The 25,282-nt window shown below is 67.2% G+C and carries 18 protein-coding genes, 1 pseudogene and 1 riboswitch; of the genes and pseudogenes, 9 read left to right on the top strand and 10 right to left on the bottom strand.

Annotated features, from left to right (window positions below; all coding sequences use genetic code 11):
• Nucleotides 1-25: 25 nt before the first annotated feature.
• On the bottom strand, nt 26-817 hold the full coding sequence (locus tag ACSQ11_RS05085) for an aminoglycoside phosphotransferase (protein ID WP_436003681.1): 792 nt from the start codon (nt 815-817) through the stop codon (nt 26-28).
• Between the two features lie 173 nt (nt 818-990).
• Here ACSQ11_RS05085 and ACSQ11_RS05080 point away from each other — a divergent pair, with 173 nt between their 5' ends.
• Nucleotides 991-4,269 (top strand): KAP family P-loop NTPase fold protein, encoded by a 3,279-nt coding sequence (locus tag ACSQ11_RS05080; RefSeq protein ID WP_436003679.1) that lies wholly within the window; start codon nt 991-993, stop codon nt 4,267-4,269.
• 52 nt (nt 4,270-4,321) lie between these two features.
• On the opposite strand, the gene ACSQ11_RS05075 is transcribed toward ACSQ11_RS05080, so the two are convergent.
• The gene (locus ACSQ11_RS05075) at nt 4,322-4,759 is read right to left on the bottom strand and encodes a methyltransferase family protein (protein WP_436003677.1); all 438 of its coding nucleotides are present in this window, start codon (nt 4,757-4,759) and stop codon (nt 4,322-4,324) included.
• A 179-nt stretch (nt 4,760-4,938) separates the two neighbouring features.
• On the opposite strand from ACSQ11_RS05075, the gene ACSQ11_RS05070 reads away from it, so the two are divergent.
• The gene (locus ACSQ11_RS05070) at nt 4,939-5,622 is read left to right on the top strand and encodes an alpha/beta fold hydrolase (RefSeq protein ID WP_436003675.1); all 684 of its coding nucleotides are present in this window, start codon (nt 4,939-4,941) and stop codon (nt 5,620-5,622) included.
• Nucleotides 5,623-5,725: 103 nt separating this feature from the next.
• Nucleotides 5,726-6,646 (top strand): hypothetical protein, encoded by a 921-nt coding sequence (locus ACSQ11_RS05065; RefSeq protein ID WP_436003673.1) that lies wholly within the window; start codon nt 5,726-5,728, stop codon nt 6,644-6,646.
• On the opposite strand, the gene ACSQ11_RS05060 is transcribed toward ACSQ11_RS05065, so the two are convergent.
• Nucleotides 6,618-7,112, bottom strand: coding sequence for a hypothetical protein (locus ACSQ11_RS05060; RefSeq protein ID WP_436003671.1), 495 nt, complete (start codon nt 7,110-7,112; stop codon nt 6,618-6,620). The two genes, ACSQ11_RS05065 and ACSQ11_RS05060, sit on opposite strands and share 29 nt — an antisense overlap.
• A gap of 98 nt (nt 7,113-7,210) precedes the next feature.
• Between ACSQ11_RS05060 and ACSQ11_RS05055 the strand changes: the two genes are divergently transcribed.
• Nucleotides 7,211-10,714: a BTAD domain-containing putative transcriptional regulator gene (locus ACSQ11_RS05055; RefSeq protein ID WP_436003669.1), complete on the top strand. Its 3,504-nt coding sequence runs from the start codon at nt 7,211-7,213 to the stop codon at nt 10,712-10,714.
• A 31-nt stretch (nt 10,715-10,745) separates the two neighbouring features.
• On the opposite strand, the gene ACSQ11_RS05050 is transcribed toward ACSQ11_RS05055, so the two are convergent.
• The 3 genes from ACSQ11_RS05050 to ACSQ11_RS05040 form a co-directional block, all read right to left on the bottom strand.
• Complete coding sequence (locus ACSQ11_RS05050; RefSeq protein ID WP_436003667.1) at nt 10,746-11,195, bottom strand: cupin domain-containing protein; 450 nt, start codon at nt 11,193-11,195, stop codon at nt 10,746-10,748.
• Nucleotides 11,196-11,263: 68 nt separating this feature from the next.
• Entirely contained in the window at nt 11,264-11,989 is a 726-nt protein-coding gene (locus ACSQ11_RS05045) for a hemerythrin domain-containing protein (protein ID WP_436003665.1), read from the bottom strand.
• Nucleotides 11,986-12,942, bottom strand: a complete 957-nt coding sequence (locus tag ACSQ11_RS05040; RefSeq protein WP_436003663.1) for an SDR family oxidoreductase — start codon at nt 12,940-12,942, stop codon at nt 11,986-11,988. Before ACSQ11_RS05040 ends, ACSQ11_RS05045 begins: the two co-directional genes overlap by 4 nt.
• Nucleotides 12,943-13,136: 194 nt before the next feature.
• Here ACSQ11_RS05040 and ACSQ11_RS05035 point away from each other — a divergent pair, with 194 nt between their 5' ends.
• The gene (locus ACSQ11_RS05035; RefSeq protein ID WP_436003661.1) at nt 13,137-13,859 is read left to right on the top strand and encodes a DUF6308 family protein; all 723 of its coding nucleotides are present in this window, start codon (nt 13,137-13,139) and stop codon (nt 13,857-13,859) included.
• A 533-nt stretch (nt 13,860-14,392) separates the two neighbouring features.
• On the opposite strand, the gene ACSQ11_RS05030 is transcribed toward ACSQ11_RS05035, so the two are convergent.
• The 3 genes from ACSQ11_RS05030 to ACSQ11_RS05020 all read right to left on the bottom strand — a co-directional run bounded on the left by ACSQ11_RS05030 (nt 14,393) and on the right by ACSQ11_RS05020 (nt 18,871).
• A complete protein-coding gene (locus tag ACSQ11_RS05030; protein ID WP_436003659.1) occupies nt 14,393-16,897 on the bottom strand; it encodes a DUF4268 domain-containing protein in 2,505 nt (834 codons plus the stop codon).
• 1,111 nt (nt 16,898-18,008) lie between these two features.
• The gene (locus ACSQ11_RS05025; protein ID WP_436003657.1) at nt 18,009-18,443 is read right to left on the bottom strand and encodes a cyclic-phosphate processing receiver domain-containing protein; all 435 of its coding nucleotides are present in this window, start codon (nt 18,441-18,443) and stop codon (nt 18,009-18,011) included.
• The gene (locus ACSQ11_RS05020) at nt 18,440-18,871 is read right to left on the bottom strand and encodes a hypothetical protein (RefSeq protein ID WP_436003655.1); all 432 of its coding nucleotides are present in this window, start codon (nt 18,869-18,871) and stop codon (nt 18,440-18,442) included. Before ACSQ11_RS05020 ends, ACSQ11_RS05025 begins: the two co-directional genes overlap by 4 nt.
• A gap of 38 nt (nt 18,872-18,909) precedes the next feature.
• Nucleotides 18,910-19,018, bottom strand: a riboswitch (SAM riboswitch).
• Nucleotides 19,019-19,648: 630 nt separating this feature from the next.
• Here ACSQ11_RS05020 and ACSQ11_RS05015 point away from each other — a divergent pair.
• Together ACSQ11_RS05015 and ACSQ11_RS05010 are read left to right on the top strand one after the other, a co-directional pair.
• Complete coding sequence (locus tag ACSQ11_RS05015) at nt 19,649-19,957, top strand: hypothetical protein (RefSeq protein WP_436003653.1); 309 nt, start codon at nt 19,649-19,651, stop codon at nt 19,955-19,957.
• A gap of 69 nt (nt 19,958-20,026) precedes the next feature.
• Nucleotides 20,027-21,115: a hypothetical protein gene (locus ACSQ11_RS05010; protein WP_436003651.1), complete on the top strand. Its 1,089-nt coding sequence runs from the start codon at nt 20,027-20,029 to the stop codon at nt 21,113-21,115.
• A 24-nt stretch (nt 21,116-21,139) separates the two neighbouring features.
• Here the strand turns inward: ACSQ11_RS05010 and ACSQ11_RS05005 are convergent, their stop codons facing one another.
• Entirely contained in the window at nt 21,140-23,494 is a 2,355-nt protein-coding gene (locus tag ACSQ11_RS05005; protein WP_436003649.1) for a DNA-methyltransferase, read from the bottom strand.
• 163 nt (nt 23,495-23,657) lie between these two features.
• Between ACSQ11_RS05005 and ACSQ11_RS05000 the strand changes: the two genes are divergently transcribed.
• Together ACSQ11_RS05000 and ACSQ11_RS04995 are read left to right on the top strand one after the other, a co-directional pair.
• Complete coding sequence (locus ACSQ11_RS05000; RefSeq protein WP_436003647.1) at nt 23,658-24,221, top strand: hypothetical protein; 564 nt, start codon at nt 23,658-23,660, stop codon at nt 24,219-24,221.
• 414 nt (nt 24,222-24,635) lie between these two features.
• A pseudogene (locus tag ACSQ11_RS04995) lies at nt 24,636-25,250 on the top strand (DUF6345 domain-containing protein); the annotation flags it as partial.
• Nucleotides 25,251-25,282 lie beyond the last annotated feature (32 nt).

Below are 25,282 nucleotides of genomic sequence, written 5' to 3'. Positions count from 1 at the left end.
CAGCGGGCACCCACGAGCGGCACCGTCAGATCGGGCCCCTCTCGAGCGCCTCGCGGTACGCGTCCAGGTCCGGGTCGACGTCACTGAGCAACCGGAACAGCGCCGCCCGCAGCATCGCCTGCCGCTCGGCGCCGCTCGACCACTGCGCCATGACCGACACGTCGGCCCCGAGGTGCAGCACGGCATCGAGCACGCACACGGCGTCGGCCCAGAGCGCGGGCCGCCAGTAGGGCGTGACATCGACGACGAGTGGGATCCCGTCCTTGTCGAGGAGGACGTTGCTCGCGAGGTCGCCGTGCACGAGCTGGTCCGGCCCGATGCCGGTCGCGTCGAGGGCGGCGACGATGCGGGTGGACAGCCGCGCCAGCGGGGTTGGCAGACCGGAGAGCTGGCTCTCGCCGAACGCGGCCAGTTCCGCTCTGGTCCAACGGTTTTCGCGATCCCGTATGCCGTCCGGCCGCGTCCCGACCTTCGCTGCGAGTCGTGCGTGGAGCAGGCGACCGGTGGCGAGCAGCACGTCGAGATCGCGGCAGGGGGTGGTGTCGGGCTCGTAGCGGCTCGCGCCCCAGCCGTCGACGACCCAGTGCAGGTCGCGGGTCGGAATCGGCATGGCGAGGCGCAGCGAGCGGGGGCGTTCGTGGTCGAGCTCGGCGGCGAGGGGCGCGACGACGGGGTTGAGCCACCTGGCGGTCTGCGGGTCGCGCCCGGGTGACAGGACGAGATCGCCGGCGAGGACGCTGTGGCCGTGCCCGCCCTCGAGCGCCACGGCGTCGTCAGGCACGGCGAACAGGTCGAACACTCTGGCAGGTGGCTGCACATCGACCACCGTGCCACATGCTGCGTCACGTCGGCCGGGGCCATGGTCCCGACGCGTGAGGTGGGTCCACCGCATACGGGCTCCGGTGTGCATCGGTTGCCGCGAAAGGGTGACGCGGACGGCGCGGCTGCGGGACGATGGAGGGTCGGACGTTCTGGTGACAGGGGTGCCAGATGACTACGAGCTACGAACCTCCACCGCCCCCGGGCAGCGCGTCGGTGGGCGACGTCCCGGACCCGGTCGTGGCGATGATCGAGGCCGCGGGTCTCGTGGTGGGGCCGGGGGTGGCCGAGTGCGACGCGTTGGCGGCGGCGGCGCACGGCGAGCGCTACAGCGGCAGTCGCGCCGACGGGCCCCTGGTCAACCGGAGCACGATGCTCTGGGCGCTCGGCCGCACCGACGACGGGGTGCGAGCGGCGCTGGCCGAGAACGGGGTCGACATCGACAGGTTCGGGCGGGAGGAGCTCAAGATCACGGGCGAGCCGGTGCCGACGACGGAACCGTTCGGGCTCGACCGCGAGCTGACCCGCGCCCTCACCACCTACGTGCAGCCGAGCGCGAGCCAGCGCACGGTGATTCCGTGGTCGCTCGCGATCGCCGTCCTCGGAGACGTCGTCGCCCACGGCGGCTTGCTCGACACTCGTCTGCGGAAGTGGGGTGCCGAGCCTGAGGCCATCGTCCGCACGCTGCTGCGCATGACGCCCGGGGAGACGCCGCCAAGCACGCCAGCTGACGAGCTGCCGAGGATGCGGGAGGTCTCGCCGCAGCGGTTCGGGGTGCAGCTCCGAGCGGGCGACGAGCTGCGTCCGTACGTCCGCCGGGACGCCGACGACGAGCTCGACCGACAGCTGCGCGAGGGTGAGCCCGTCGTGACGATCATCGCGCCGGCGGTCAGCGGAGCGGCGCGGACGGCATACGAGGCGCTGCTGCGCGGCCGCGGGGACGACCGGGTCCTGCTCCTGCACGAGGTCGTGGAGGGTCGGGTGGGCGACAACCAGATCCGGGCCGACGAGCTCGAGGCGCTGCTCACCAGTGGGGCCGAGGTGGTCTGGGTGCGCAACCTCGGTGAGCTGCTCTTCCTCCATCCGGCGCTGGAGGAGTGGTTCCGCGCTCGTGGTGACGCGGTGGCGGCGACGATCGTCCTCGTCATCCGCCCGGGCGACGTGCTGCTCGCCGGTGAACTCGGCCTGATGTCGCCGAAGCCGGTCGAGCTCACCGTCAGCCTCTCGGTCGACGAGCATCGGCGGGCGCAGACCGACTACGAGGGCGAGGTCACCCGGGTCGGTGAGATCGCGTCAGCGCTGCTGCGGCGGGGGTCGGTCCGTCGGGCCAACTACTCCGCCGACTCGGCCATCGCCGAGCTGCTCGACGACCGGCACGACGACCTCGGCATCCTGGCGGACGTCGACATGCTCGCCCGGCTCATCGCGTCCAAGGACGTGCACCCGCCCCTGTCGATCGGCCTCTTCGGTCCTTGGGGGTCGGGCAAGAGCTTCATCATGGACCAGGTGCGCCAGCGCATCGAGCGGCTGGCCGAGCAGTCCAAGGCGCTCGACCAGCGCAACGCGGAGGCGAGGGCGGCGGACCCGGATGCCGAGATGGAGGAAACGGGCTACCTGCGAGAGATCCTGCCGGTCGAGTTCAACGCGTGGCAGTACGCGCACGGCACGGCACTGTGGGCAGCGCTCATCAACCGCGTCTTCGAGCAGATCCGCGAGCAGCTGGGCAACGACGACCGCTACCGCAAGGTGCTCGAGGACATCGCCGACAAGGACATCGCGGTGGCGCAGGCGCGCACCAAGGTCGACGAGGCGCAGGCCGTCGTCGACGACTCGCGCCTGGCGGCGGAGGACCGCGTCATCGACGACGTCGCCAAGGACCACGGGATGGGCGCGGACTCCACGAAGCAGATCAAGGAGGGGCTCGACCTCGACGTCGCCACACAGCAGGTGAGCGAGCTCAAGGCCGAGTACGACCGGCTCATGACCACCCGGTCGCGGCTGCTCGCGGGATGGTCGACGGCCACGCCCGGGCGCAAGACCCTCGTCGTCGGACTCGTCGTCCTGGGTCTCGTCGGCCTCGCGCTCTACGTGTGGTCGCCCGAGACCTACGGGCAGCTGGTCGCGCTCGCCACCGGAGCGCTCTCGCTTGTCGGCGCGGCCACCCAGGTGCTCAAGCCGCTGAACAAGGGGCTCGAGCAGGCTGCCACCGTGCTCAAGGCCGATGACGCCGACAAGCAGCGGCTCCAGCGCGCCCAGGACGCTCTCGCGGTGGCCAACGCCGAGCTCGCGAAGACGAAGGCGTCCGGGCTCGCGGGACTCTATGGGTTCGTCAGCGAGCGCAGCACCGCCGCGGAGTACACGCAGCAGCTGGGCATGGCGCCGAGGATCCGGGACGACCTCGAGCGACTGGCCGACAAGTCACGCGAGGCCGAGGGCCTGCCCGGCATCGACCGGATCGTCATCTTCATCGACGACCTCGACCGCTGCCCGGCCAGCGAGGTCATCCGGGTGCTCGAGGCGGTGAACCTGCTCTTCGGGTTCGAGCTCTTCGTCGTGGTCGTCGCCGTCGACTCGCGCTGGCTCATCCGTTCTCTCGACGGCCAGTTCAGCGAAGCCTTCGACAAACGTGACCCCGAGGCGCCGACGCCGCAGAACTATCTCGAGAAGATCATCCAGATCCCGTTCTGGGTCCAGCCGATGAGACCCCAAGGCTTCGGCAGGCTGGTGACGAGCCTCGCCGGCGAGGTCGACGCGTCACCGCGTCGCGTGGCGACCGGGGCGTCGGGAGGGTCCGGGTCGGCGGACGGTGACGGCAGCGGCGCAGCCCTGCCCTCGGGCCAGGTGTGGGGTGGCCACGGACCACCGGCTGGGGCCGGGGCCGGTGTCACGAGTCCTGATCCGGACGGGAGCGGGTCCGCGAGTCCCCTTGACGGGGCCGTCGGCAGCACGACCGTCCACGGCGACCGCGACACTCCCGTGGTCGACCCGGTGGCGGAGGCCGCGGAGGACCTCAACCCCGCCGCCCTGCGCCTCACGTCCGACGAGCGCGACGTCATGATGACGTTCCTGCCACTCATCGCGACGCCTCGAGCCGTCAAGCGCTTCCTCAACACCTACCAGCTGCTCCGCGTCTCGGTCGACGACGTGGACGCCTTCCTCGAGCGCAAGGAGTACGAGCCGGTCCTCGTGCTCCTCGCCCTCATGACGGGCACCGCCCGGCTCGACGACGGCATGGTCCGCGACCTGCGCGCCATGGAGGAACCGAACCTCGAACGCTTCCTCGCCGGCCTGCCGGAGCCGTCGTCCCGTGGTGAGAAGGACGCCTATGCCGGGTGGCGTCTCGTGCGAGCTGCCTGCGACGCGCTCCCGACCGAGAAGCTCACCCCGCAGCTCGTCGACACCTGGATGCCGCTGGTGGCGCGCTACTCCTTCCACCACGTCGACGCCTGACCCCGGCCGGGTAGCCCGGTGGCCGGGTGGCCTGGTGGCCCGGTGGCTCGGGTCAGAGCCAGCGGCGGACGCGGGCTCGGTAGGCGTCGTATCCGTCGCCGAAGGTGGCCTTGAGCGCTGCCTCCTCGGGCTGGATCTGGAGTCGGTCGACGGCCGCGACGAACCCGGCGACCGGCAGCCAGGTCCTGAGCCCGCCGCGGGCGAAGGCGTGCGCGGCGAGGAGGCCGGCGAGCCCGACGTACATCGGGTTGCGCGTCACCGCGTTCGGGCCGTCGGTGACCAGGGTGCTGGCCCGTGCGGGATCGGTCGGGTCGACGGTGGTCCCTGCGGCACCGAAGCGCCGGATCGTGGCGCCGGCGAGCGCGACGCTGCCCATGGCGACGGCGCCGGCGAGGAGCCGACGGGCGGGACCGGTTCGACTCGACGGGGCCACGGCGTGCTGGACCCCGGCGGCAGCGAGCGCAATCACGGGTGGGGGGACGTGCGGCATACCTCGACGATCCCACTCGGGACCGCTCGCGTCAGCCGGTTCGGCACTCAGTCGAGTGCAGGGAGCCCGCGGCGCCACCCAAACAGGAAGTATGCGCACGGCCCGACGGTGTTGACGAAGGCCGCGCAGGTCACGCCCCCTGGGCCCTCGACCTCGGGCGCTCCGGTTAGCGTGACGGGATGACCGGTCGGAGCAGTGTCGTGGCACTGCCCGGCCTGGGGCTGGGCCCCGAGTCGTGGCGACCGACGCTCGAGCTGCTGCGTCCACGCGTATGGACGCACGTCCACGTGTTTCCCGGGTTCGGTCAGCCGACTCCCCGTGGGCTCGACCTCGCGCCCCGTGCACTGGCAGACGGAGTGGTCGACGCCCTGCCGCTCGGGGGCGAGCCGATCGTGCTCCTCGCTCACTCGGCGAGCTCGCAGGTCGCCGCGCACGTGGCATCCCTCGCGCCCCACCGGCTCGCGGCCCTCGTCCTTGTCGGCCCGACCACCGACCCGCGCGCTGCGTCGTGGCCCGGGCTCGTCCGTCGATGGCTGCCCACGGCCGTGCGGGAGAGGCCGACCCAGGTGCCGGTGCTGGTGCGGCAGTGGACCCGGACAGGGTTCGCGGACATGGTGCGCGCCATGGATGCGGCCCGCCGCGACGACCTCCCGCGCACCCTCGACGGTGTGAGCCTGCCGGTCGTCGTGGTGCGAGGGGCGCACGACTCGATCTGTCGCGCGGACTGGGCCGGCGCGGTCGCCCACCACGGCGGTCCAGCCAGCCGTGCGGTCACCCTGAGCAGGGGTGCGCACATGGTGCCGTACACCCACGGGTCACACGTCGCGGCTGTCGTCGGTGACGTCCTCGCCATGGTGGAGTAGGTCCGCCGAGTTGCGCGCGGGCAGGGTGTCGGGCGCTGTCGGGCCGTCGGCCGTGGTGCGATGGACGCCCCCTGCCACCACCCTGCATCCCCTGGAGTCCGTCATGACATCGGTCGCGAAGGGCCTGCCCCTCTATCGCAGGCCGGAGGAGCTCGCTCGCCGCGTCCTCGGCGCCGTGGTCGCGTTCGTGCTCAAGGCCTACGGCGCCGCCGCCGCGCTGAGCGTGGCGCTGAGCAATTCCGAGACGCTCGGCGGCAAGGCGTACGACGCGGTTCACGCGGTCCCCAACCTCACCGAACGCTGGCACCAGGCGAAGTACGTCGTCGAGCATCGCGAGCAGGTCCAGACCACCCTCGACTACGCGCGTGACCACGCGCCCGATCCCCAGCAGCTCGACGCCGCGGTCCAGCGGAGTGTGGAGACGGCCCACCGGGTCAGCGCGACCTTCGACGAGGTCACCGCTGCCAAGGACGCCTTCCTCGGCATCCGGGCGAACAACGTGCTCGAGAAGGTCCCGCAGGTCAAGGAGCACGTCCAGGCGGCATGGGCGGGCAGGCCTGACCTGGACTCACTCAAGGAGCTCGAGACCCACGCCCAGGACTCGCAGGACTTCATCACGCAGCTCAACCTCCAAGACCCCGTGGTCCAGAGGGTCTATGCCGACCTCCGCAGCGTGCTGGACAACTTCGGGAGCGACGAGATCACCGCCACCCTCGGCGTCATGGGAGTCTCGCTCGCCCTCGCCTGGGTCCTGAGCGTGGTGGTCGGCTTCTGGAGCCGAAGGGGCAGGCCCGGCTTCGTCGCCGCCACCCTCCAGCGCTGGGGCGCGCGGCGCTTCCGTCCCTGGTACGCCCGAAACCTCGAGTACGCCATGGGCGGACCGATGTATGCCGTGGCGCGCGAGCGGATCCAGCGCGACATCGTGGCCGACCCCGAGACGCTCGATCCCGAGGCGCTCGCCGAGCTCGAGCGCTGGTTCGAGCGCCGACGGGTCCTCAGCCCTTCCTCGTCCGCAGGCGGCTGAACTGGCGGGCAGCGAGGACTCCGACGACGGCGAGCATGCCGACGAGCAGACCTTGGTATGCCGTGTGCGCACCTGTCCGTGCGGGGTCCGAGTACCCGCCGTCGAAGAAGCCGGACACGACACACACCGGCGCAACGAGGGCCAGCAATGCGCTCGCGACGAGGGCCGGGCGGCGACGGGGTCCCGACGCCACCCATGCCGCGACGAGCTGCCCGAGCATCATCGGGATCGGGATCGACAGGCGTCCGGTCGGGCCCATGGCGTCGAGGAGGGAGTCGGCGAGGCCGCCGGCGACGGAGACGAACGCCCCACCGACCGAGACGGCGGCGAGCACCGTGACCGCGACCTGGACACCCCGGTCGGTGGTGACCGAAGCGTCGGCGCGGGTCCCACGATCTGTGCGGGCCGGCATACGGGAGGCGGCCGCGAAGCGGTCGGAGGAGCGGAGGGGCTGGGAGGTGGTCATGGAGTCAGAGTCGCGGGAGCCGCTTGAGCCCGGCTTGTGCGCGACTGTCGCCGGCGAACAGCCTCCGCCGGGGCCGCGACGTCAGTAGCGTGGCCGAGGTGTCGGTGCAGGTCAGCGTCCTCGGGGCGACGGCGCTCCACGGGTCCGACGGGCCCGTCGAGATCGCGGCGCGCAAGCGTCGTGCGCTGCTCGCCGCCCTCGCGCTCGACCTCGGACCGGTGGTGTCGGCGGACCGGCTCGTCGCGCTCATGTGGGGTGACGAGGCACCGCCGGGGGCGTACGGGACGCTCCACTCCTACGTGTCCGGACTGCGCCGGCTTCTGGAGCCAGGGCTCGAACCGCGCGCGAAGCCGACGGTGCTGGTCACCTCGGACGAGGGCTATCGGCTCGCACTGCCACGCGACGCCGTCGACGCCACGGCGTTCGTCGACGAGGTCCGCACCCGGCACCGAGTGCTCGGCGCGCTCGCCACGCAGCTCACGACCGGTCCCGACGCGAGCTGGCCCACCCGTGCCGAGGTCGAGGAGCAGGTCGAGGGGCTCGAGCAGGTGCTGCGGACCTGGCGGGGGACGCCGTACGCCGACCTCACCGACCATCCCGACGTCCTCGCCGAGCGCACCGGGCTCGAGGCGCTGCGCACCACCGCGAGCGACGACCTCGCGCTCGGGCTGCTCGCCCTCGGGGAGCACGCGACCGTGCTCGCGCTCACCGAACAGGCCACCGCGCGCGACCCGCTGCGTGAGCGTGGCTGGGCCCTCCACGTCTTGGCCCTCGCTCGTGCCGGTCGGCAGGCGGAGGCGCTCGACGCGATCCGGCGGCTGCGCCGCCTGCTCGACGACGAGCTCGGCCTCGACCCCGGCCAGGAGGTGCGCGACCTCGAGGGCGCCCTCCTCCAGCAGGAGCCCGCGGTCCTGCGCGGGTGGTTGCCCCCCGAGCCCCCAGGGCCACCTGTCAGCAGAGCCCCGGCGGAGGAACACAGGGCCCAGGACCCCGGTGATCCTCCAGCCGCACTGCCGAATCGAGCCGTCGGCGAGGTCGTGGCGGCCGAGCGGCAACAGCGACCCTTCGTCGGGCGCGCCCGTGAGCGGCGGGCCATCGGGAACCTGCTCGACGACGCCCTCGCCGGGCGGCCGGCCACGGTGCGCATCGTCGGGGAGGCGGGTGCGGGCAAGTCGCGGTTGGTCGAGTGGGCCGTCGCCGAGGCGGTCCAGCGCGGGATGGCTGCCGCGGTCGGCACCTGCTCGGCGGACGAGGGCGCCCCGCCGCTGTGGCCGTGGCGGCAGGTCCTTGCCAGCCTCGACCTGCCGACACCGCCCGAGCTCGCCCACGACGCGAACGGCACCTCGAGCGGCAACCCGGGCGACGGCACGCGACGCGACGGCACGCGAGGCGATGGCACGCGCGGCGGCACGACGGCCGAGCGGGCCTTCGCCGCCCACGACGCCATCGCGAGCGCGGTGCGCGAGGCGGCGCGCGACGGCGGTCTGCTCCTCGTGCTCGATGACCTCCACTGGGCGGACACCCCGACGCTGCGCTGCCTCGCTCAGGTCGTCGCCCGCCTGCGCCCGGATGACCGGGTGGCCGTCGTCGCGACCCGCCGGGCCGTGGCGAACGGCAGCGCCGCCGGCACCGAGCTCGACGCCGCCCTCGCGCGCCACGGCGCCACGACCCTCGAGCTCGCCGGTCTCGCCGACGACGAGGCGCGTGACCTCGTCGACTCGGTCCTCGGCGCCGACGCCCGGCCCGAGGTCGTCGCCGAATGGCGAGCACGGACCGACGGCAACCCTTTCTTCCTCGTCGAGCTGGCCCGCCTCGCCGAGCAGTCCGGCCGGGTCGACGGCGACGTGCCCGAGAGCGTCCAGTCGGTCGTCCGGCACCGCGTCGCCGAGCTGCCCGAGGCGGTTCGCGAGCTGCTGCTCCTCGCGGCGGCGCTCGGTCGCCGGCACCCGCCACTCCTCCTTGCCCGGGTCGCCGAGCTCGATCCCGACGAGCTGCTCGACCGACTCGAACCGGCGCACGAGGCGGGCATCCTGCACAGCGCGCAGGGGCTGCTGTCCTTCGACCACGCCCTGACCCGCGACGCGATCCTCGCCATGACGACACCGAACCGGTTGTCGCGCACCCACGCTCGCATCGCCCGCATCCTCGAGGCCGCTCCCCCGTCCGCGGTCGGCCCCACCGAGCGAGCCTTCGACCTCGCCCACCACTGGCTCGCGGCCGGACCCTTGTATGCCGGGAGCGCCTGGCCCGCTGCGGCCGCGGCCGGCGCTCTGGCCGCCGACGACTTCGCCAACGTCGAGGCCGCGAACCTCTTCCACGCCGCGCTCGGCGCGCAGGCAGCGGATCCGCAGGGGACGGCATACGAGAGGTTCGACCTACTCCTGCGCTTCAACGAGAGCGCGGCGCGGGCGGGGATGTGGCGCGAGGCCGTGGACGCCGTCGTCGAGGCGGTTGCGGTGGCTCGCGCGCTCGACGACCCGGGTCGGGTGGCGACCGCGGTGGCGTCGCTGACGCGCTACTCGGTGTGGACGCCGATGGACTTCGGCGTGGTCGAGCACGAGCTCGTCGACGACCTGCGGGCCACCCTCGCGTGGCTCGACGCGGGTGGCTCATCCGAGCGGTGCACGCTCATGCTCGCGCTCGCGGCGCAGCTCTACTACCAGCCAGGGTCGGACGCCGAGGTCGAGGCGCTCGTCGACGAGGGCATGGCGCTGGCCCGGCGGTTCGAGGACCCGGCGCTCCTCGCCTGGGCGGCGCGGACGGCCCACCTCTCGCTGTGGCGGTGTCGGTCGCTCGGGGTCCGGCGCGCGCTGTCGGAGGAGGAGGTCGCGGCGGCTCGGGCCTCCGGCGACGTCGCAGCCGAGGCGGTGGCGCTGGCGGGGCTCGCGAGTGCCGCGGTCGAGGCGGGTGACCGGGCGACGTGGGAGAGCGCGAGCGGTGCGGCGCTGGCGATCGCGCGGCGGCGGCGGCTGGCCTACGTCGAGTTCGCGCTGCGCTTCGTCGAGCTCAACCTCCTCGTCCTGCGCAGCCGCGAGGACCCGGCCGCGGCCGCCGACTCGCTGCGTGGACTCACTGGTGTGACGATGTCGATCCCGGCGAGCGACTACATCGAGTTCGGCATCGCGTACGCCATGGCCGCGTGGAACCCGCCGGCCGCCGCGGTCCTTGCCGGGCAGATGGCCGCCGCCGACCCGGCCGGCACCGACGACATCACCCTGACGCCGCAGCTCCACCTCGCTGCCGTGGCCGGCGACAGGGACCGCGTCGCGCAGCTGCTGAGACGCACAGGCCTGCCGACGGAGGACTGGAGCGAGTCGATGGACCTCGCTCTCATGGCGATCGCCGCGACGGCGGTCGAGGACGCAGACCTGGCGCGGCAGGTGGCGCAGCGGCTCGCGCCGTGGTCTGGCCGGATGGCCGTCGCCGGCACCGCGAGCCTGCAGGGGCCGGTCGACTGTTTCCTCGCGATGGCGCTCGCGACGGCGGGTGACGTCGAGGCGGCGCGCGCCGCGGCCGACCGGGGAGAGGCGATGGCCTGCGAGTGGGACATGGCCGTCCTCCTCGACCGGTTCGCGGAGCAGCGCCGCTCGCTCGAGATCTGAGCCTCCTGGTGCGGCGGGGCTGCGGGCCGGGTCAGCCCGGCTGGACGGTCCACTCCGGAGGCTCGTCGGTGCCGGCCTCCTCGTCCTTCTCGGCGTCCTCGGCCGTCTGGTGCACCTTGCCCTGGGCGTGGTGCGAGGGCGCGTAGACCGCATAGAGCTGGAGCGGCTCGTCACCGGTGTTGACGACGTCGTGCCACGTGCCAGCGGGCACCTGGATCGACCAGCCGTCGCTCACCTCGGTGTCGGTGAGATCGTTCTCGGACGGACCCATCCGGCAGACGCCCCGGCCGGCGTCGATCCGCAGGAACTGGTCGGTCTCCGGGTGCACCTCCAGCCCGATGGACGAGCCGACCGGGATCGACATGAGCGTCACCTGGAGGTACTTCCCGGTCCAGGCCACCGCTCGGTATGCCGTGTTGTCCTTCGTCGCGGTCTCGATGTCGAACGTGTTGGGCTGGGGTCCGTTGTCCGTGGTGCTCATGGCGTGAGGTCCTCTCGGTCGGCTGTCTCGAGACTATCCACGGTGGTGTGGTGCGTGCTCACCCGGACTCACGTCTGGGCGGCTGCTCCAAGGAGGTCGGCGTGACGGAATGCGCGCTGCTCGCGACGGGCGTGACCGCGGCGTATCACGGCATACAGAAGCTTGAACGGGCCACCGGCGAAGGCGAAGAAGTGATCGCGTGCGTCGGGTGGGAGGCCGTCGGTCACCCAGCCGACCAGGAAGGGGGTCTCGCGCAGGCCGTAGCCCTTCTGGATCTCCTTCTCGACGCCGGCCCTCTCGTCCTCGGTCATGACGCGCTGGACGAGTGGGAGGACGACGGTCTCCTCGTGCCGGAGGTGCTCGCCGAGGAGTTCGCGCAGTCCGGCGAGGCGGATCTCGAGGGCGTGGCGGTGGTCGTCGCAGGGGTGGTCGGCCATGGCGCGCCAGGCAGTGGTGAGAGCGGCGAGCGCGGGGTCGATCTCGGCGTGCTCGTCGCTCATCGCGGTGACTTCGGCGCGGTCGGCGTCCGTGCCTCGCGCGCTCACGGCCGCTTGGAGGACCGGCCAGTAGAGCGTGTCCTCGGCGTGGTGGTGCTCGTGGAGGACGTGGGTGAAGCGGTCCCACCGCGCGCTGAGGGCGGCCCAGGTGTCGGGCTCGCCGAGGGGCGTGGCGGTCGCGGCGGCGGCGAAGCGGGCGAGGTCGCGGCGGAAGGCGTGGTGCATGACGTACATGCCCGTGTGGTCGAGCGGGCCCTCGGCGACGTGCGTCTGGCCGGGGAGGTCGAGCTGCTTCATCGCCGGGCCTCGCTTCCGGTCGCGTTGGAGTTGGCGTTGGCGGGGGTCAGGTCGTGCTCGGCGACAACGCGGCGGACGAACTCGGTGAAGTCGGTCGGCGGGCGGCCGAGCAGTCGGGTGGTGGCGTCGAGCTCGGACTTCTTGGTCTTGACGGCGAACCCGCGCAGGGCCTTGAAGGACGACTTCCAGTCCTCGAGGCGGTAGCCGGTGAGGTGGGCGGTGAGGGCGGTGTCGATGGCCACGTCGTCGTCGCCGACGTAGCTGACGGGGACGTTGAGCTCGCGCGCCCAGATGTCGGCGCACTCGGCTCCGGTGAGGGAACGCGGGCCGCAGACGGGGTAGGCACCGGCGGGGGTGGTCGGGTCGAGTAGGACGTTGGCGGCGATGTCGCCGAGGTCGCGCAGGTCGACCCGGTTGAGGCCCTTGGGGTGGGTCGGGAGGACGAACTGGCCGTCGCAAATGACGTCGATGAGGACCTCGTCGCACTGCATGAAGTTGCCGACGCCGAGCATGATCGGGTTCGTGTTCGAGGTCTCGACGAGGTGGCCGATGGCGATCTTGCCGCGGTAGCGCGGGAGCATCCGGCCATAGATGGTGCGCATCGCCCACTTGGCGAGTCGGTTGGAGGCGTCGATGTGGATGCCCGAGAAGACGAGGCGGGCGCCTTCGCGCTCGACGGCGTTGAGGACGGTGCGGGTGAGCTCGACCTCGTCGGCCTCGTGCGGGGAGATGTGGAAGACGGCGTCGACGCCCTGCATGGCCTCGCGGAGAGAGGCAGGGTCGCGGAGATCGCCTCGGTGGACCTCGACCTGGTCGGTGGGGCGGAGGCGGGCAGGGTCGCGGACGAGGACGCGCGGGGTGACGCCGCGCTCGTTGAGCGAGCGGACGACCTCGCGACCCATAAGGCCGGTCGAGCCAAGAACGAGAATCGTGGGGTTGCCGGAGGTGGACACTGGGTGACTCCTGTCGTGGATGGTCGAGCTGCTGTCCACGACAGTGACGGAGGGTTCTTGAGCCTCACTTGCGCCCGACTTCAGCGAGCAGGTCAGGGAGTGAAGGAATCCGATGACTGAGTCCTCTGCGCGTTCTCACTCCCTCGGCCCACGCAACGTGATGAGGTGAGTCACACGACGAGCTGGGGGTAGGCATGACCAACGACCGATTCAACTCCGTCCCCGAGGGCTGGGAAGGGGTGAGTGACGAAGTCGTACGCAAAGCCGATGGCGTGGTCCGGGCGGCTCTTGAAGACGACATGGTGGTGCAGGACCTGGTGACCTACTACGACCGCGACGGCAACTACGCCGGGGCGACGTTCGTGGACTTGGGCCCCTCCTCGCCATGGGACCTCACACCTTCAGACCTTCTGGCCCTGACGCTGCTGTCCGTGCAGGCACCTCCCTACTCAGTCCGCAAACTGCTCGAGCCCTCACCGCAGCGCAACCACGTCTTACGACTCTTGTCCGAGGAGCAGCTGCCCATGGATGCGGACATCGCCATGGCGGACGACGCGACCCTGCTGGCGATGGCCGAACTGCACGAGGCGCTGAAGCTCTATCTGTCTCCGTCCCACAGCAAGGCCAAGAACCCTTGGGTGACGGCCTCGAAGCTTTGCGCCCGAAAGCGTCCCGACCTCTTCCCAGTGCGGGATAACGTCGTCTGCTCCATGTTGGGGTTGGGTCACAACTATCAGGTCGATTGGCAGGTCTTTCGTCATCTGCTCCAAGCAGATGACGTCCGACAACGACTCGACGAACTGACCGACCAAGCAGCCGGACGAGGTGCGGCGGTGGGCAGCCCCAACAATCGACTGCGACACCTCGATGCCATCCTGTGGATGCGAGGTGCTCGACGCGTCACCCTCAGTTCCTGAAAGGTTGAACGCCGATCGCCATAATCAGAGACAGGGCGCATAACCAGCGAATCGCAGGGTTACTCTCACCTAGGTTTCGGTCGATCCTCGCCAAGAGGCGAGTCGGCGCCGGTTCTTGCCATCGAAACGGCGTCGACCATCCCCAGGACTCACCGGGCCCAAGGGTGCCGTCGGATCCGGTCAAGCTCCGCCAACCATGACTCCTCGTTACGAGCGCCCTCCACGACGGGTGCGCCGTCGAAGGAGCCGGCAAAACCGCTCGCCTTGTTCACCACCAGTGCGCTGAGATCCGGCTCCCCTGCGCGTCGGCAGTCCTCTGCGACAGAGTTGAGGACAGGGGCAACGGCGCGGGCGATACCTCCGTACGCACTCGCGACATCGCCATATGTGGGCAATGGTCGAGACGGGTCCGAACCAGCCACGTCGATGAGGAAAGCCCGCACCGCGGCTACGTCATGGGGTCGTCTGCTGAGTCGGGTCATGGCCCTCCTAGTGGTCGTTGCACGCACGGGTCACGGCTGCATTCGTCGGCTTCAGGACTGGATCTCCGAACGAATGTGCTGGGTGAGTGGCCGGAATCGAGCCATCGTCTCGATGAACCAATTGAGGGTGTCCTCACGAGAGGCTTCGTCTTCCACATCAGGACCCAGTCGGTCCACCGAAATCCTTGATGACTTGTTTTCGGGGAGAGGGTCGAAGTGAAGGGAGTCTCCGAACTCAGCAACGAGGGGCCCGCCCTTGGCGACGAACTGTTCGAAAGCCAAGGTGTTGGCGTCGGCGTCGGGACCGCCGAAGAACAACTCAACCCGGGCCCCCTTGCTGGTGAAAGCCATGCCGTACCAAATAGTCGAGGAGCCAAACGGCAGAGTGATCCACGACTGAGCCGGGGGGGTCGTCGCTTGCGTCCATCCGGGGTGCCGCTCAGTCAGCGTGGCGAGGAGGTCGCCCCAGAAGTCCTGGTAAGCGCGCATCCTTGGCGTCAGAACAACGGCTGACGTGGCGGCGCGGAGTTCCACGAGTTTGCGGCCGTCCGGTAGGCGCCAGAAGTGCCAGCCGTTCGTGGCCCCTCCTCTGAGGTGTTTGCCTGCCCCGGACGGCGAGTCGAAGACCTTCCCGTCGAGCAGCAGCTTGCCGTCAGCCCGCACCACTGCGCGGGGCGACTCCCAATTCCCCGGCCGTGGTGTCAGTTCCGTCCCCTCGGGAAGGACACCGGCGGTGACCAGCTCCCGCATCTCAGGGCCAGAGGATGATCGTTGATGTGGGTCCACCACCGTTCCGCTGTGCCCAGCCGGCACGGGCCAGATCTTGAGCAATTCATCAATGAGTTGCTCCGTTCGACGGTCGATGGCCTCTTCGGACCATTCGTCGTTGCCCACTTCGGCGAGCATCCGGCTGTTCAGAAGCAAGGTGTCGTGGTTACGGAGGGCATTTCGTTTGGTGGGCCACCCCGAGTTCGACACGGTTGAGTTGAGGGAGGTCGTCAGCAGGGTCAGATTCCCGAGTCGATGGATGTGGTCTGCTCGCGTGAGTTCAGCCTCGTTACTCTCGACCGGCCAATGACTCGACCACTTCTGCGGCATGACATGTTCGATGGGGTAGCCACGTCGCGGGACCTGCGGCTGATTCGACCCACGACGAAAGTCGTTCTCGATGGCCTCGAGGAACATGCGTAGCCGCCCTCTTTTGAACCTTCGATACGCCAGTTCTCCCCGCAATGCCTCACGTATTTCCGCATCGCCCGGCCAATACGTACTGACGACGTTGAGTCGGCTCAGATGATTGGTCACTCGATCGGCAAGCTCGTCCGCCGGGGCATCGCGATGCAGCGCGATGATGTCAGCGACAACGCGCCCAAGATCGGACGATGTGAGCCGAAGGAGCATGCGTCTCGTGATCCAGCTCTCGCATGACATGACGACGGCGTCGATCTCCGACTTGGACAGGCCTCGCGAGTGCAGCCAAATCAGGATCGGCTTGAGGAGGTGCACATCGTTGGCGTTCATCCGGTACATGGCCATCTCGACCGTGGACAGTTGCCTGTCAGGGTCGTCGGCGGCATGAGACCAGGCCTGGTACCGGTCTGCCTGGTCCTTGATCAGCAGCAGCAGATCGTGCATCGGCACTGCGCTCTCATGCGTGACATAGGCCTTGAACCGCGAGAAGGTTTGCTGGGGTCCGATCTCTTCTCCCAGTTGAGAGACCAGCCATTGATTCAAGAAGAGCGAACCTCGGCTGATGTTGTACCGGCCCACGCTGACGCTCGACTCCCAGAACTTGGTGTCGAAGGGCCACTGTTCGGCGTACGCCGTTTTTGTGTCTGCACCCTCGGCAGTGAGCCGTTGGAACACGAAGTTCTTGATGAGGTCTGCGGCGGTGAGCGGCGTGCCGCGCGCGTTCAAGGTCTCGAAGATCTCCTGCGAGTTCTCGGCTGCGGTCAGGTTGATTGCGACGAGTTGCAGACCGCTTGTGAGTGAGCCAACCAGGGCCTGAGCCCGTGTCGCTTGCTCTTCGCCGTCGCCCAACCATGCCGAGACCACGGCTGTGAAATAGCCGTGGGCCCGGACGATGCGGGACCCGCTATGGCGAAGCGATCCGTGATCGATGGGTGGATCCGCGCCCATGACCTCATCAAACGCGGCTTGATCACGATTCGTATGCCGGATCTTTAGGCGGGATGACTGAGAGGCGACGAAGTTCGCCTGGTTGTGCGTCAAGCTCTCGAGCTGGCCCGCAAGGCCGTCGAAGCCAGCCGACTCGAGGACCGCGCCTGCAGCGTCCATCAGTAGTTGAAGCGTGGTAAGTCGTTGCTGACCGTCGATGATGTTGCTCTTGCTCAGGGTGCCGATGGCACCCTCGTGTGCCTGAACCACCACCGCGCCAAGGAAGTGAGTTGCCAGCGTCCCCGGGCTGGCGAGTCGCATCTCCGTCAGTCGACGGATGTCCTCCCAAAGCGGCTCCCACTGATCGCCCTCGTCCCACACGTACGGACGCTGAAACAGCGGCACCTCCAGCTGCTGCGGCAGGCTGAAGATTTGCATAGGCGTTCGTACGTTCGTCTCCACTCAACCCATACTGCATTGCGTGCGGGCCTGTCGCTGAGCTAACGCTGCAGTGGCGAGGTGAGTCGATGAGATGACAGGCTCGAACTCACTGTGTCAACGCCGTCCTTCATTTGCACAGCACTCGCCCGGGACAGGGCGCTCCGAGGCGGGCGTGGAAGGTGGCGCGATCAAGGCTCGTGTCGGCGCGTGGAGCACTGATGTCGCTGGAAAGCGCGCGCAGTGTCGAGAATACGGGGGATCGACTAACACGAGGATGCCCCGCGTGATCCCGACGGTCGCGAGGACGCTGTAGCTCAGGACGAAGAAGCCGAGGCCGATGCCGAGGCGGCGCTAAGTGCCCTGAAGCAGAACAAGCACGACCGCCCCCACGGCACACAGACGTATCGCGCGCGAAACGGCAGGGTGCGACCGGGCGGGCCAAGCCAGACCGAGTTGACGTTGTAGATCTCGTCGTCGACGGGCAGTCACATGACTCAACCCGTCGCCAGGCTGGCGAGCCAGGTGCCGACCTCGCCCGCGTTGCCGCTGGTAGCGAGACCAAGGACCGTGAGAGCGATAACGACGCCACCTACGACGCGCATAACTTCCGCGTTGTCACCTCGTTGGGCGACGACGAAGAGCATCACTGCGACAAGCAGGAGGAGCAACGGGATGATGTTCTCCTTGATCCAGCCTGGAGGTTGGTGGTGTCACCGGGAGCGGCGACGAGCGTGCTGACAATGGTGTGCATGGTGTCCCCTTGCATCCGCGGAGGCGTGTTCCTCCACAGCCATTGCGCAGCGGGTCATGCAGTGCATCCAGTTGGAACCGGATCCTTTACCAAGTCTTGAAGGTCTCTCGTCCTGAGACGACCACCCTTTGGGCGAAGAGCCGCCGGCAGGTCACCTGCGGTAGACCGTTGCTCCGGTCTTCCCCGTCCGCGAGGCTGGGTCGCATGCGCTGAGGACGAGGACGGGGATGAACGCGCGTGGCTGGCCTGCGCAAGCCCACGCCGTGCCGGTTTCTCAGAGCTCGAGTCATCAGACCCGTGTGGCCATGTTCCGTATCGGCATCGCAGCCGGTTACCTAAGGGGCCCGCGCCTTCTGGTCACTGCAAAGACTCCGCCGTAGGCGCCTTGGTTCGCATCGTCCGGCTGGCGTTGGGGACAGTTCGCCAACCGCGTTCAGGGTGGCGTTGGTGCGTCCAAAGCTTGGCCGCGAAGTTTCGATGCACGTTATAGCCGGCGCTGCGGAGATCGTCGTAGATCCGACGCCCCGCTCTGGCGTTTGAACTGTGCACCTCGATGGGAGCAACCGCGACTGGGGTGCCCGATGCTGCCTCGTCAACGAGGTAGTCCACAATGGGCTGCGCGGTATCCCCGCCTTGCAGATCGAAGTCGAGCCATATCACAGCGATCGTGGAATCACCGCGACGGCGTAGCCAGGTCATCGCCTCCCTTGATGAGCGAGCAATAGCGGCGGGTCTCCGGTCGCGGAAATCGCGCACGTCATCAACGAGCAGCACCGACGGCGAGCGGGTCATTCGGAGCGGGGTCCGTCGCGCCATGCGTCCTCGTCAAGGCCACGTCTCTTGAGCTCGAGAACGAGGATCGACATGTGCTTACTCACCCACCATCGCGCCATGGGGTTCGCTCGGTGTTCGTGCGTCCAATTCGTGTAGCGGCATGAGGTCAGGAGGTCCTCTGTGGTCAGCCGGGCCACTGCTTCCTGCGTCGTGACCCCGTGCAGAGGTACGTGGCGGTAAGGATTGGCACGCTCATGCTCGGCAGGAGGAAGTTGTCGAACCTTCAGCTCAAGGTCATTGGCCAGCTCTGTCGCCTGCGAGATCAGCGTCAAGGCGTAGCCGTGCGCCATCAGGACGTCATCTCGGTCGAGTTCGGCGACTACTCGCTCAGCGTTCCGAACGATCACGGCCACTTGGACCTGCGGGGAGTGCAACGACTCAGACAACGAACCTCCTAGGACGAGGACCCCTCGATACTCGTGGAGATCCGCATTTGCCTGCCCGAATGGGCGAGCCAGCTCTTTCCCTGGAGCACCTCCGCGGAGGAGGTTGCTGGACATCAAGCCAGGTGCTTGTCGATGTCACTCTGAAGCGTTCGAACTGTATCGCCGTCGACTGACAACGCAGTTCGGAACTGCGGTAAGCGTCGACAGCCCGTCACCACGCGGGGCTACTCATCGCCGTCATCGGAATCGATGGAACCTAGTAGGTCGCTGACGTCCGCATCGGGATCTTCCTCCAGCCGCTCAAGCATCGTTTGGAGCCCGGCCCTGTGAATCTCCCCAAGATCACCAACTTGCAGACCCTGCGAGTCGTCCCAACCGCCCCAACCCGGGCTTGGCTCTGAACCGATAAAGGCAATCCCTCGCTGATCTGCGAGCTCGAAGGCCTCGGCCGACGCCAGATCTTCCACGTCGATCCGGGCACCTCAAGCCTTCGGCCAGTCCATGTCGAAGGACCAGACAACGTAAGAGTCGCGATCCCTCGCGACCTTCACTAGTACCTCCATAGCCATCATGTCCTCCCCGTCGATCCAGGCTCCTCTGAGTTCAAGGTGCCGCGCGGCATCGGCCTCACTGCCGAATTGACCTCTATCAGATCAAGGCGCCGGCTTCGCCGGCGAGGCGCCTGCGGGCGGCGCTGTCGCACCGTCCTCGGCGGCCGACGCCGCAAGAATCTCGAGATGACGTCACCAACCTGCGGTTCCCCCGTAACATGATGCCGTGTCGGAACTCCTCTCGCAGCAGCCCGAAACCTTTGCTCCTGAGCCATCCGCCAAAGGCCCGGTCACCGATGCGCAAGTCAGTCAACTTCGGTTGGTACTTGACGGCATGGGACTTCGGTCCATGGATGCCCGCCAGGCCGCCATCGAAGCCGCAGTTGCGCGCCAAGTGGCTTCACTACGCTCGCTGACCAGCGCTGAGGCGGACCAGGCTCTCGCGCAACTAAAGCCAACCCAACCCCCCACTTCGCTCAGGGCGTGGTCGTCATGGGACGACCGCGAGGAAGACACCTGGATCGATCGAATGTAGGCGGGCGCCATTTCCCGTGGCCACTGTGAGCAACTTGTAACTCCTCAAGCCAAAAGAAGGATTAGCCACGTGACCGATGAGCCCGCAGAGGAAGGAATCGCCGAGAATGCTCATGGCCTTCACGACGCCTCATGGGACGAAGCGAGGTGGCGCGAAATGGCGGAAAATCTCGTTGACGACGGCGTCGTCACGTGGCGTGAAATCACGACAACCGTGCTGGGTGAACTGAACCCACCCCAGGTAGGCACTCAGATAGCCTCCTCAAGTGCCACTCTCTATGGCTTCAAAGACAACCACGCCACGCTGAACACAGGTCAATCATTCTGGTCCCACGTCCGAACATGGCTCTATTCCATGACAGGGCGCTGCGTTGACTGCGGGACGAGGCTGGACCTTCAGGCGGACCACATTGAGGGCCGCGAAACCTACCCGGATCCGCGAGACGCAGACTACCTCTCGAACATGACCCTCCGTTGCCGGAGACACAACGTAGCGAAGCGCAAGTCCCACGTTGCGCGTGCCGGACGTACCCTCCTGCCAGCCCAACAGGCACTAATGTGGATTCTCCTTGAAGTTAGACCCGTCTCCCTCCAAGATCTGGCCAGGCTCTGCAGGCTCTACGGCATGACCATGTCGGACATTCGCTTTCAGGAAGCTTGGGCGATGGCGATCTGGCTCAAGCGAGAAGGCCACTACACAATTGCGCACGAGACTGAGGCCTACGATCTCCTTGTCTGGGGTGACGGAGCCATCACGCGTCGCTTCAGTTCCGACGAGACGATTCCTGCGGGCGCAACCCTTCACGCCGCAAACGTTCCCGGCGATGCCATCCATTGCTTTCTTGCCAAGGTGCCCCAAGAGGACGTCATTCGATATTTTGAACACCCCGTTGGCGCGATCCCCTTCGTATATCCGCTGGGGGATCGCCCCACGACAGACATCGCGATCTGGCCAGTTGCGAACGGCTGGATCAACTTCGCGCCACGCGGTCACGACATGCTGGCATGGACTCTACGAAGTCAGCGGCAGTCCGTGGTTGCCCTGTTCGACGACGTCGAGTTTGGAACTATGCCGACGGCGGGGATCAAGGGCAAGTTAGTTCGCCGCATCCCAACTCGGGGAGCCGCCAGACTCCGGGCGATACCCGATGGCCCATGAGGCTGGGCCAGGAGCTTGGACCAATCAGAACAGGGTCTCCTTAGTTCGCTCCTCCGCCATGCTGGCTGCATGCTCCCGCGTCAGACGACGACTAAGGTCGGCATAGGTGGAGTCTCGTTCGATTAGAACTGCCCGGTGTCCGGCACTGATTGCCGCACGAGCCGTTGTACCAGACCCAGCGAAGGGGTCCAGGACGAGGGAGTCAACCGGGAGGCCAGCAAGCAGAGCGGTCACAAGCTCCGAAGGGTAGGGCGCCGTATGGCCAAGAATGTTTTGCCCACGAAGCATTTTCACCACTGGATGAATCCGGAGGGCTTGATTAATGCCGGGCAGGAAACTTCTCTGCGCCCCACTCGCGGGTCCCGACATCGGCTTCTGCACGACCAAGACGTGTTCCCAGCAGTTGAAGGGCGACTGATAGAAGGGCGCGAAGTTTCCGGCATTGAATCCACGCTTCCCCTGAATATCGCCCTTGTCCCATACGGCTGAGCCAAGGTAGCTAAATCCAATTCGACGAAACGTGTCGACCATGAGCGCGGATAGCAGCAAGCGCTTCTTGCCCATATCGCTGAAGGTGACGACCCTGTCGTTATCGAAGTAGTCAAAGATGTTGTAAACGTATAATCCGCCCGGCTTAAGTGTTCGGAAAACCTGTTCGCCGATCCGGTACATGTCATGCATGTAGGCATAAAGGTTCGGCCACTGCGAATACTCGCGTGCGTTGTAATACGGAGGCGACGTGATGGACCGGTCAAAAGTGTCGTCTGGGATCTCGCTTAGAACGTCGATCGCGTCGCCCTCGAGGACGCACCAACTGGACTGGTTCGTACCGAGACTCGCCTTCGCCCCGACGCCTGATGTCGGGAGGGGCATGCAACCTACGCCCGGGGTGGTGATGGGCAAAAACCTGCGGAAGAAGGCGGAGTCCCAGAAGTCCAAACGATGGCTCGCGGTGTCCGGCTCCTCCCCACTGCGGACCTCACGACCGAGAGCTTTCGAGGCCAGCGCCTTGGTATCCAACAGGACTACAACATCACCTCGCATTGAATAGTGCGCAAGTAGCGTGTCGATTATCTCCCCATCAGAGAGGAAAGGGAGGACATCGCGTTGCCATCGCCGTACACTTTCGACGGAAATCTGGTTGCCATCGACCTCAATACCTTCCACCTTGAGCAGAGAACGGAAATCGTAGCGCTTGCCCCGGTTATAGATGCTGCGGTCAGTGCAGAGCGGGTTTGCGCACTCCCAGCTCTTGACTCCGAAACTTGGGTACGAATTGCCACCGATATTGTCACTACGACAGCCAGGACACGGCAGCTTGGTCTCGTCCCGCCGATTCTTCTGTAGGACCAGCACCAGCCTGCGGACTTGATCCGCTTCGTCGTGCAATACAAAAGTGTCCCGATAGGTGAATCCCTCATTAAGCAACTCAAAATGAGCTTCAGCCTCGTCGATCTTCGTAACGTGACCAAGCGTCTCCCGCTCCACATCCTTGGAGCGAAAGAACATTTGTTTGAGCGGCTCTTCCCTGAACCGTTCGGCAAACAAGGGCAAATCGGATGCGAGTTCCCAAGCCTGAGCCTCGACTCCAACCCCAACTTCGATTACGAGGGCCAGAAAGCCGTAGTTGTCAAGCGCCTCGAATTCGTCAGCAATCCACTGCGTCAACCTCCCCCGGATGTCTTGGTACGCCTCCCCAGGGCTTGGTTGTACTTGCCGGACCACAAGGCTCCGTCGCCGTTCAAACATCTCCGGCTTGAAGGAGCGCAGATCGTTCATGTAAACGCCAGAGAACGGCATCGGAGATTCGGTAAAGACAGTGGCCAGGTCTGCCGGTTTCCATATCGACCAGACAAGGGGGCCTGCAGCCGCATTGAACACGTCGTTCGCGACGTCGCGATCAGGCTGTTTCCGCAACTTCGTTGGGTCAGTCGCCTCACCGAGCAGCAGTTGCCTCGTCTCCGCATGGGTCACCGGCGCAATTGCGGCCATAACCCGACGAATGACCTCCGGGCTGACTCCCCGCGACGTCAACTCGCTCACCAGCCCCTTCGGATTATTCGTATTGATTGCCCATTCGAGTCGACGCTTCCTCGGGGAGTTGAAGGTGATCCCAGCCGCGGCGCATTCTGCATACAGTGCGCTGATCGTTTCCTTATTCGAACCCATTTTCTGGTTCAAACGACCGTAGAACTCCGCCGCAATTCCTTCTCTATCGAGGTCTCCGACAGGGCCCAACTGAGCCAAGACCACATTGAGGCTTTTCTCAACTTCCCGCGACAACGTTCCGGGGATACCCGTCAGCTCCGCGAGCAGACACTCAAAGGGATGCGGGTCATCGATCCGATGGACCATCTCGACGGGGAGTGACGTGGACATGCCGCAACTTTAGGTTAAGCCGCCGACACGAGAGTGACCCTGAGCGCCGACTGTGGAAAACGAGGTCCGCGACGGATGGTTGTGGACGAGCGCATCTCCACCGACACTGCCCTCCACATACCCCCTTCCAGTCGACCGGCGCGGGTTCGGACAGGATCTCCTCGTGATGAACGACGACGCCTTCCCTAGCTGGCTCACCGAACGCGCCGGTGCTGGTGGTCTCTTGGCCGTTCTGTGCAACCCTCCACTGAAGGAACCTTCCGACACGGTCTCATGGAAGAACGTGGCCGTGCTGGCCACCATTCTTGGGCACGCCACAGTCAAGGTGGAGAATCTGATCGAGGTACCCACGAAGTCAACCCACTTCTTAGCGGGCCTCGCTGATGACGTGGACACCGCCTCCGTCCAGCGCCGCCTAAGCGCGGCAGCCGCCACGGCTGAAGCGGTGATCGTGGCCTGGGGAACAGCTAACCCCCCAGGGTGGAGCCGCGGAGACTGGGCACAGTTGACCGGTGCCGCGTATCGAGGCTTGCTCCTCGGCGGTCATTCGGTCATCGGCCAGATTGGCGGCGCGCCCAGACATCCGTCACGTTGGCGGCAACACACGAGCCCTATACACGAGCGCTACCACGGCGGGACGTTCGAGGAACGCCTGCGACACGCCCTCAGTTGGGTGGAGGTTCCACGGATCCATTGCGATTACCCGGAGAGGTCGCGCCCAACCTGATCTGCATCTCGAGCCCGTCACCACGGAAACGCGATTCAACTGGGTCCACTGGTCACGAAGACTACGTGCTTACGGCAGGAGCCATTGGGCCACCAGCGGGCCATAAGTGGGGTAGGTAGGGGTCTTCAAGGGGCAGCATTGGGCAGCCGTTCGAACCTAGGACGCGCTTCCCTGCGGAGGCTCTGTAGATTCCCAAGCTGGCCACAGTCGCCACACTTGCCGCTCTAGGTGTAGGGGAAAATCCGGCTCTGGTGGCCGGTGAAATGTATCTGGACGGCATACGTCGCCTCCTTCCCCCTGTAGCCGACACCGTGACGGCGCGGGGGAACGCAAGGGAGCACGACATGGCCAAGTACGTGGGGTCGTGGTGGATCCGCGACAACATCGACGGGCGCCGGGCTCGAGGCTGAGGGGTTCGCCTCGACACTCGGCGGCCTCGCCGAGTTCGACTGGACCCAGAACCACTGCGAGAGCGACGTCAAGGAGTCCGACTTCGTCACCACCGCGAGCACGACGCAGCGCAGCGACCAGGTCGACGCGATGCAGATGAGCTCGCACGGCTGGCAGGACGGGTTCCTCGTCTGGGGCGGCAGCGTCGACACGAGCGAGGCGGTCGACTTCGGCAAGAACGACCTCGAGATCTTCGCGACGCACGCGTGCGACCTGCTGCACCACGGCTCCGACAACTCAGTGGGCCGCTGGATCCCCGCGTTCCAGCGCCTCCACTACATGCTCGGCTTCCACAACAGCAGCTACTCCGGCGGCGGCCAGAACGCCCGCGGTCAGTGGTTCGCGATGTACGCCGCGTGGTTCTTCTACGGCCCGCTGAGCTGGCTCTTCAAGATCGACATGCCGGTCCGCGAGGCGTGGGCCGAGGCCAACGAGATCGTCGAGGGCAGCAACGTGCAGTGGGCCTACCTGCGGGCCGAGGCCCCCGGCGCCCCCACCTACAACGAGCGGCTGCGCGCCGCCGAGACCACCGACCCCGTGAGCAACCGGTCCTTCTGGACCGCGCGCGGCACCTGCTGACCGCGCCCCAGCCTGCGCCCGAGACCCAAGGA

Origin of the sequence: Knoellia sp. LjRoot47, from assembly GCF_964253435.1 — a bacterium.
In the GTDB taxonomy this organism is placed as follows: domain Bacteria; phylum Actinomycetota; class Actinomycetes; order Actinomycetales; family Dermatophilaceae; genus Knoellia.
Note: the sequence above shows the minus strand (reverse complement) of the source record. Positions and strands in the feature narration are given on the sequence as shown.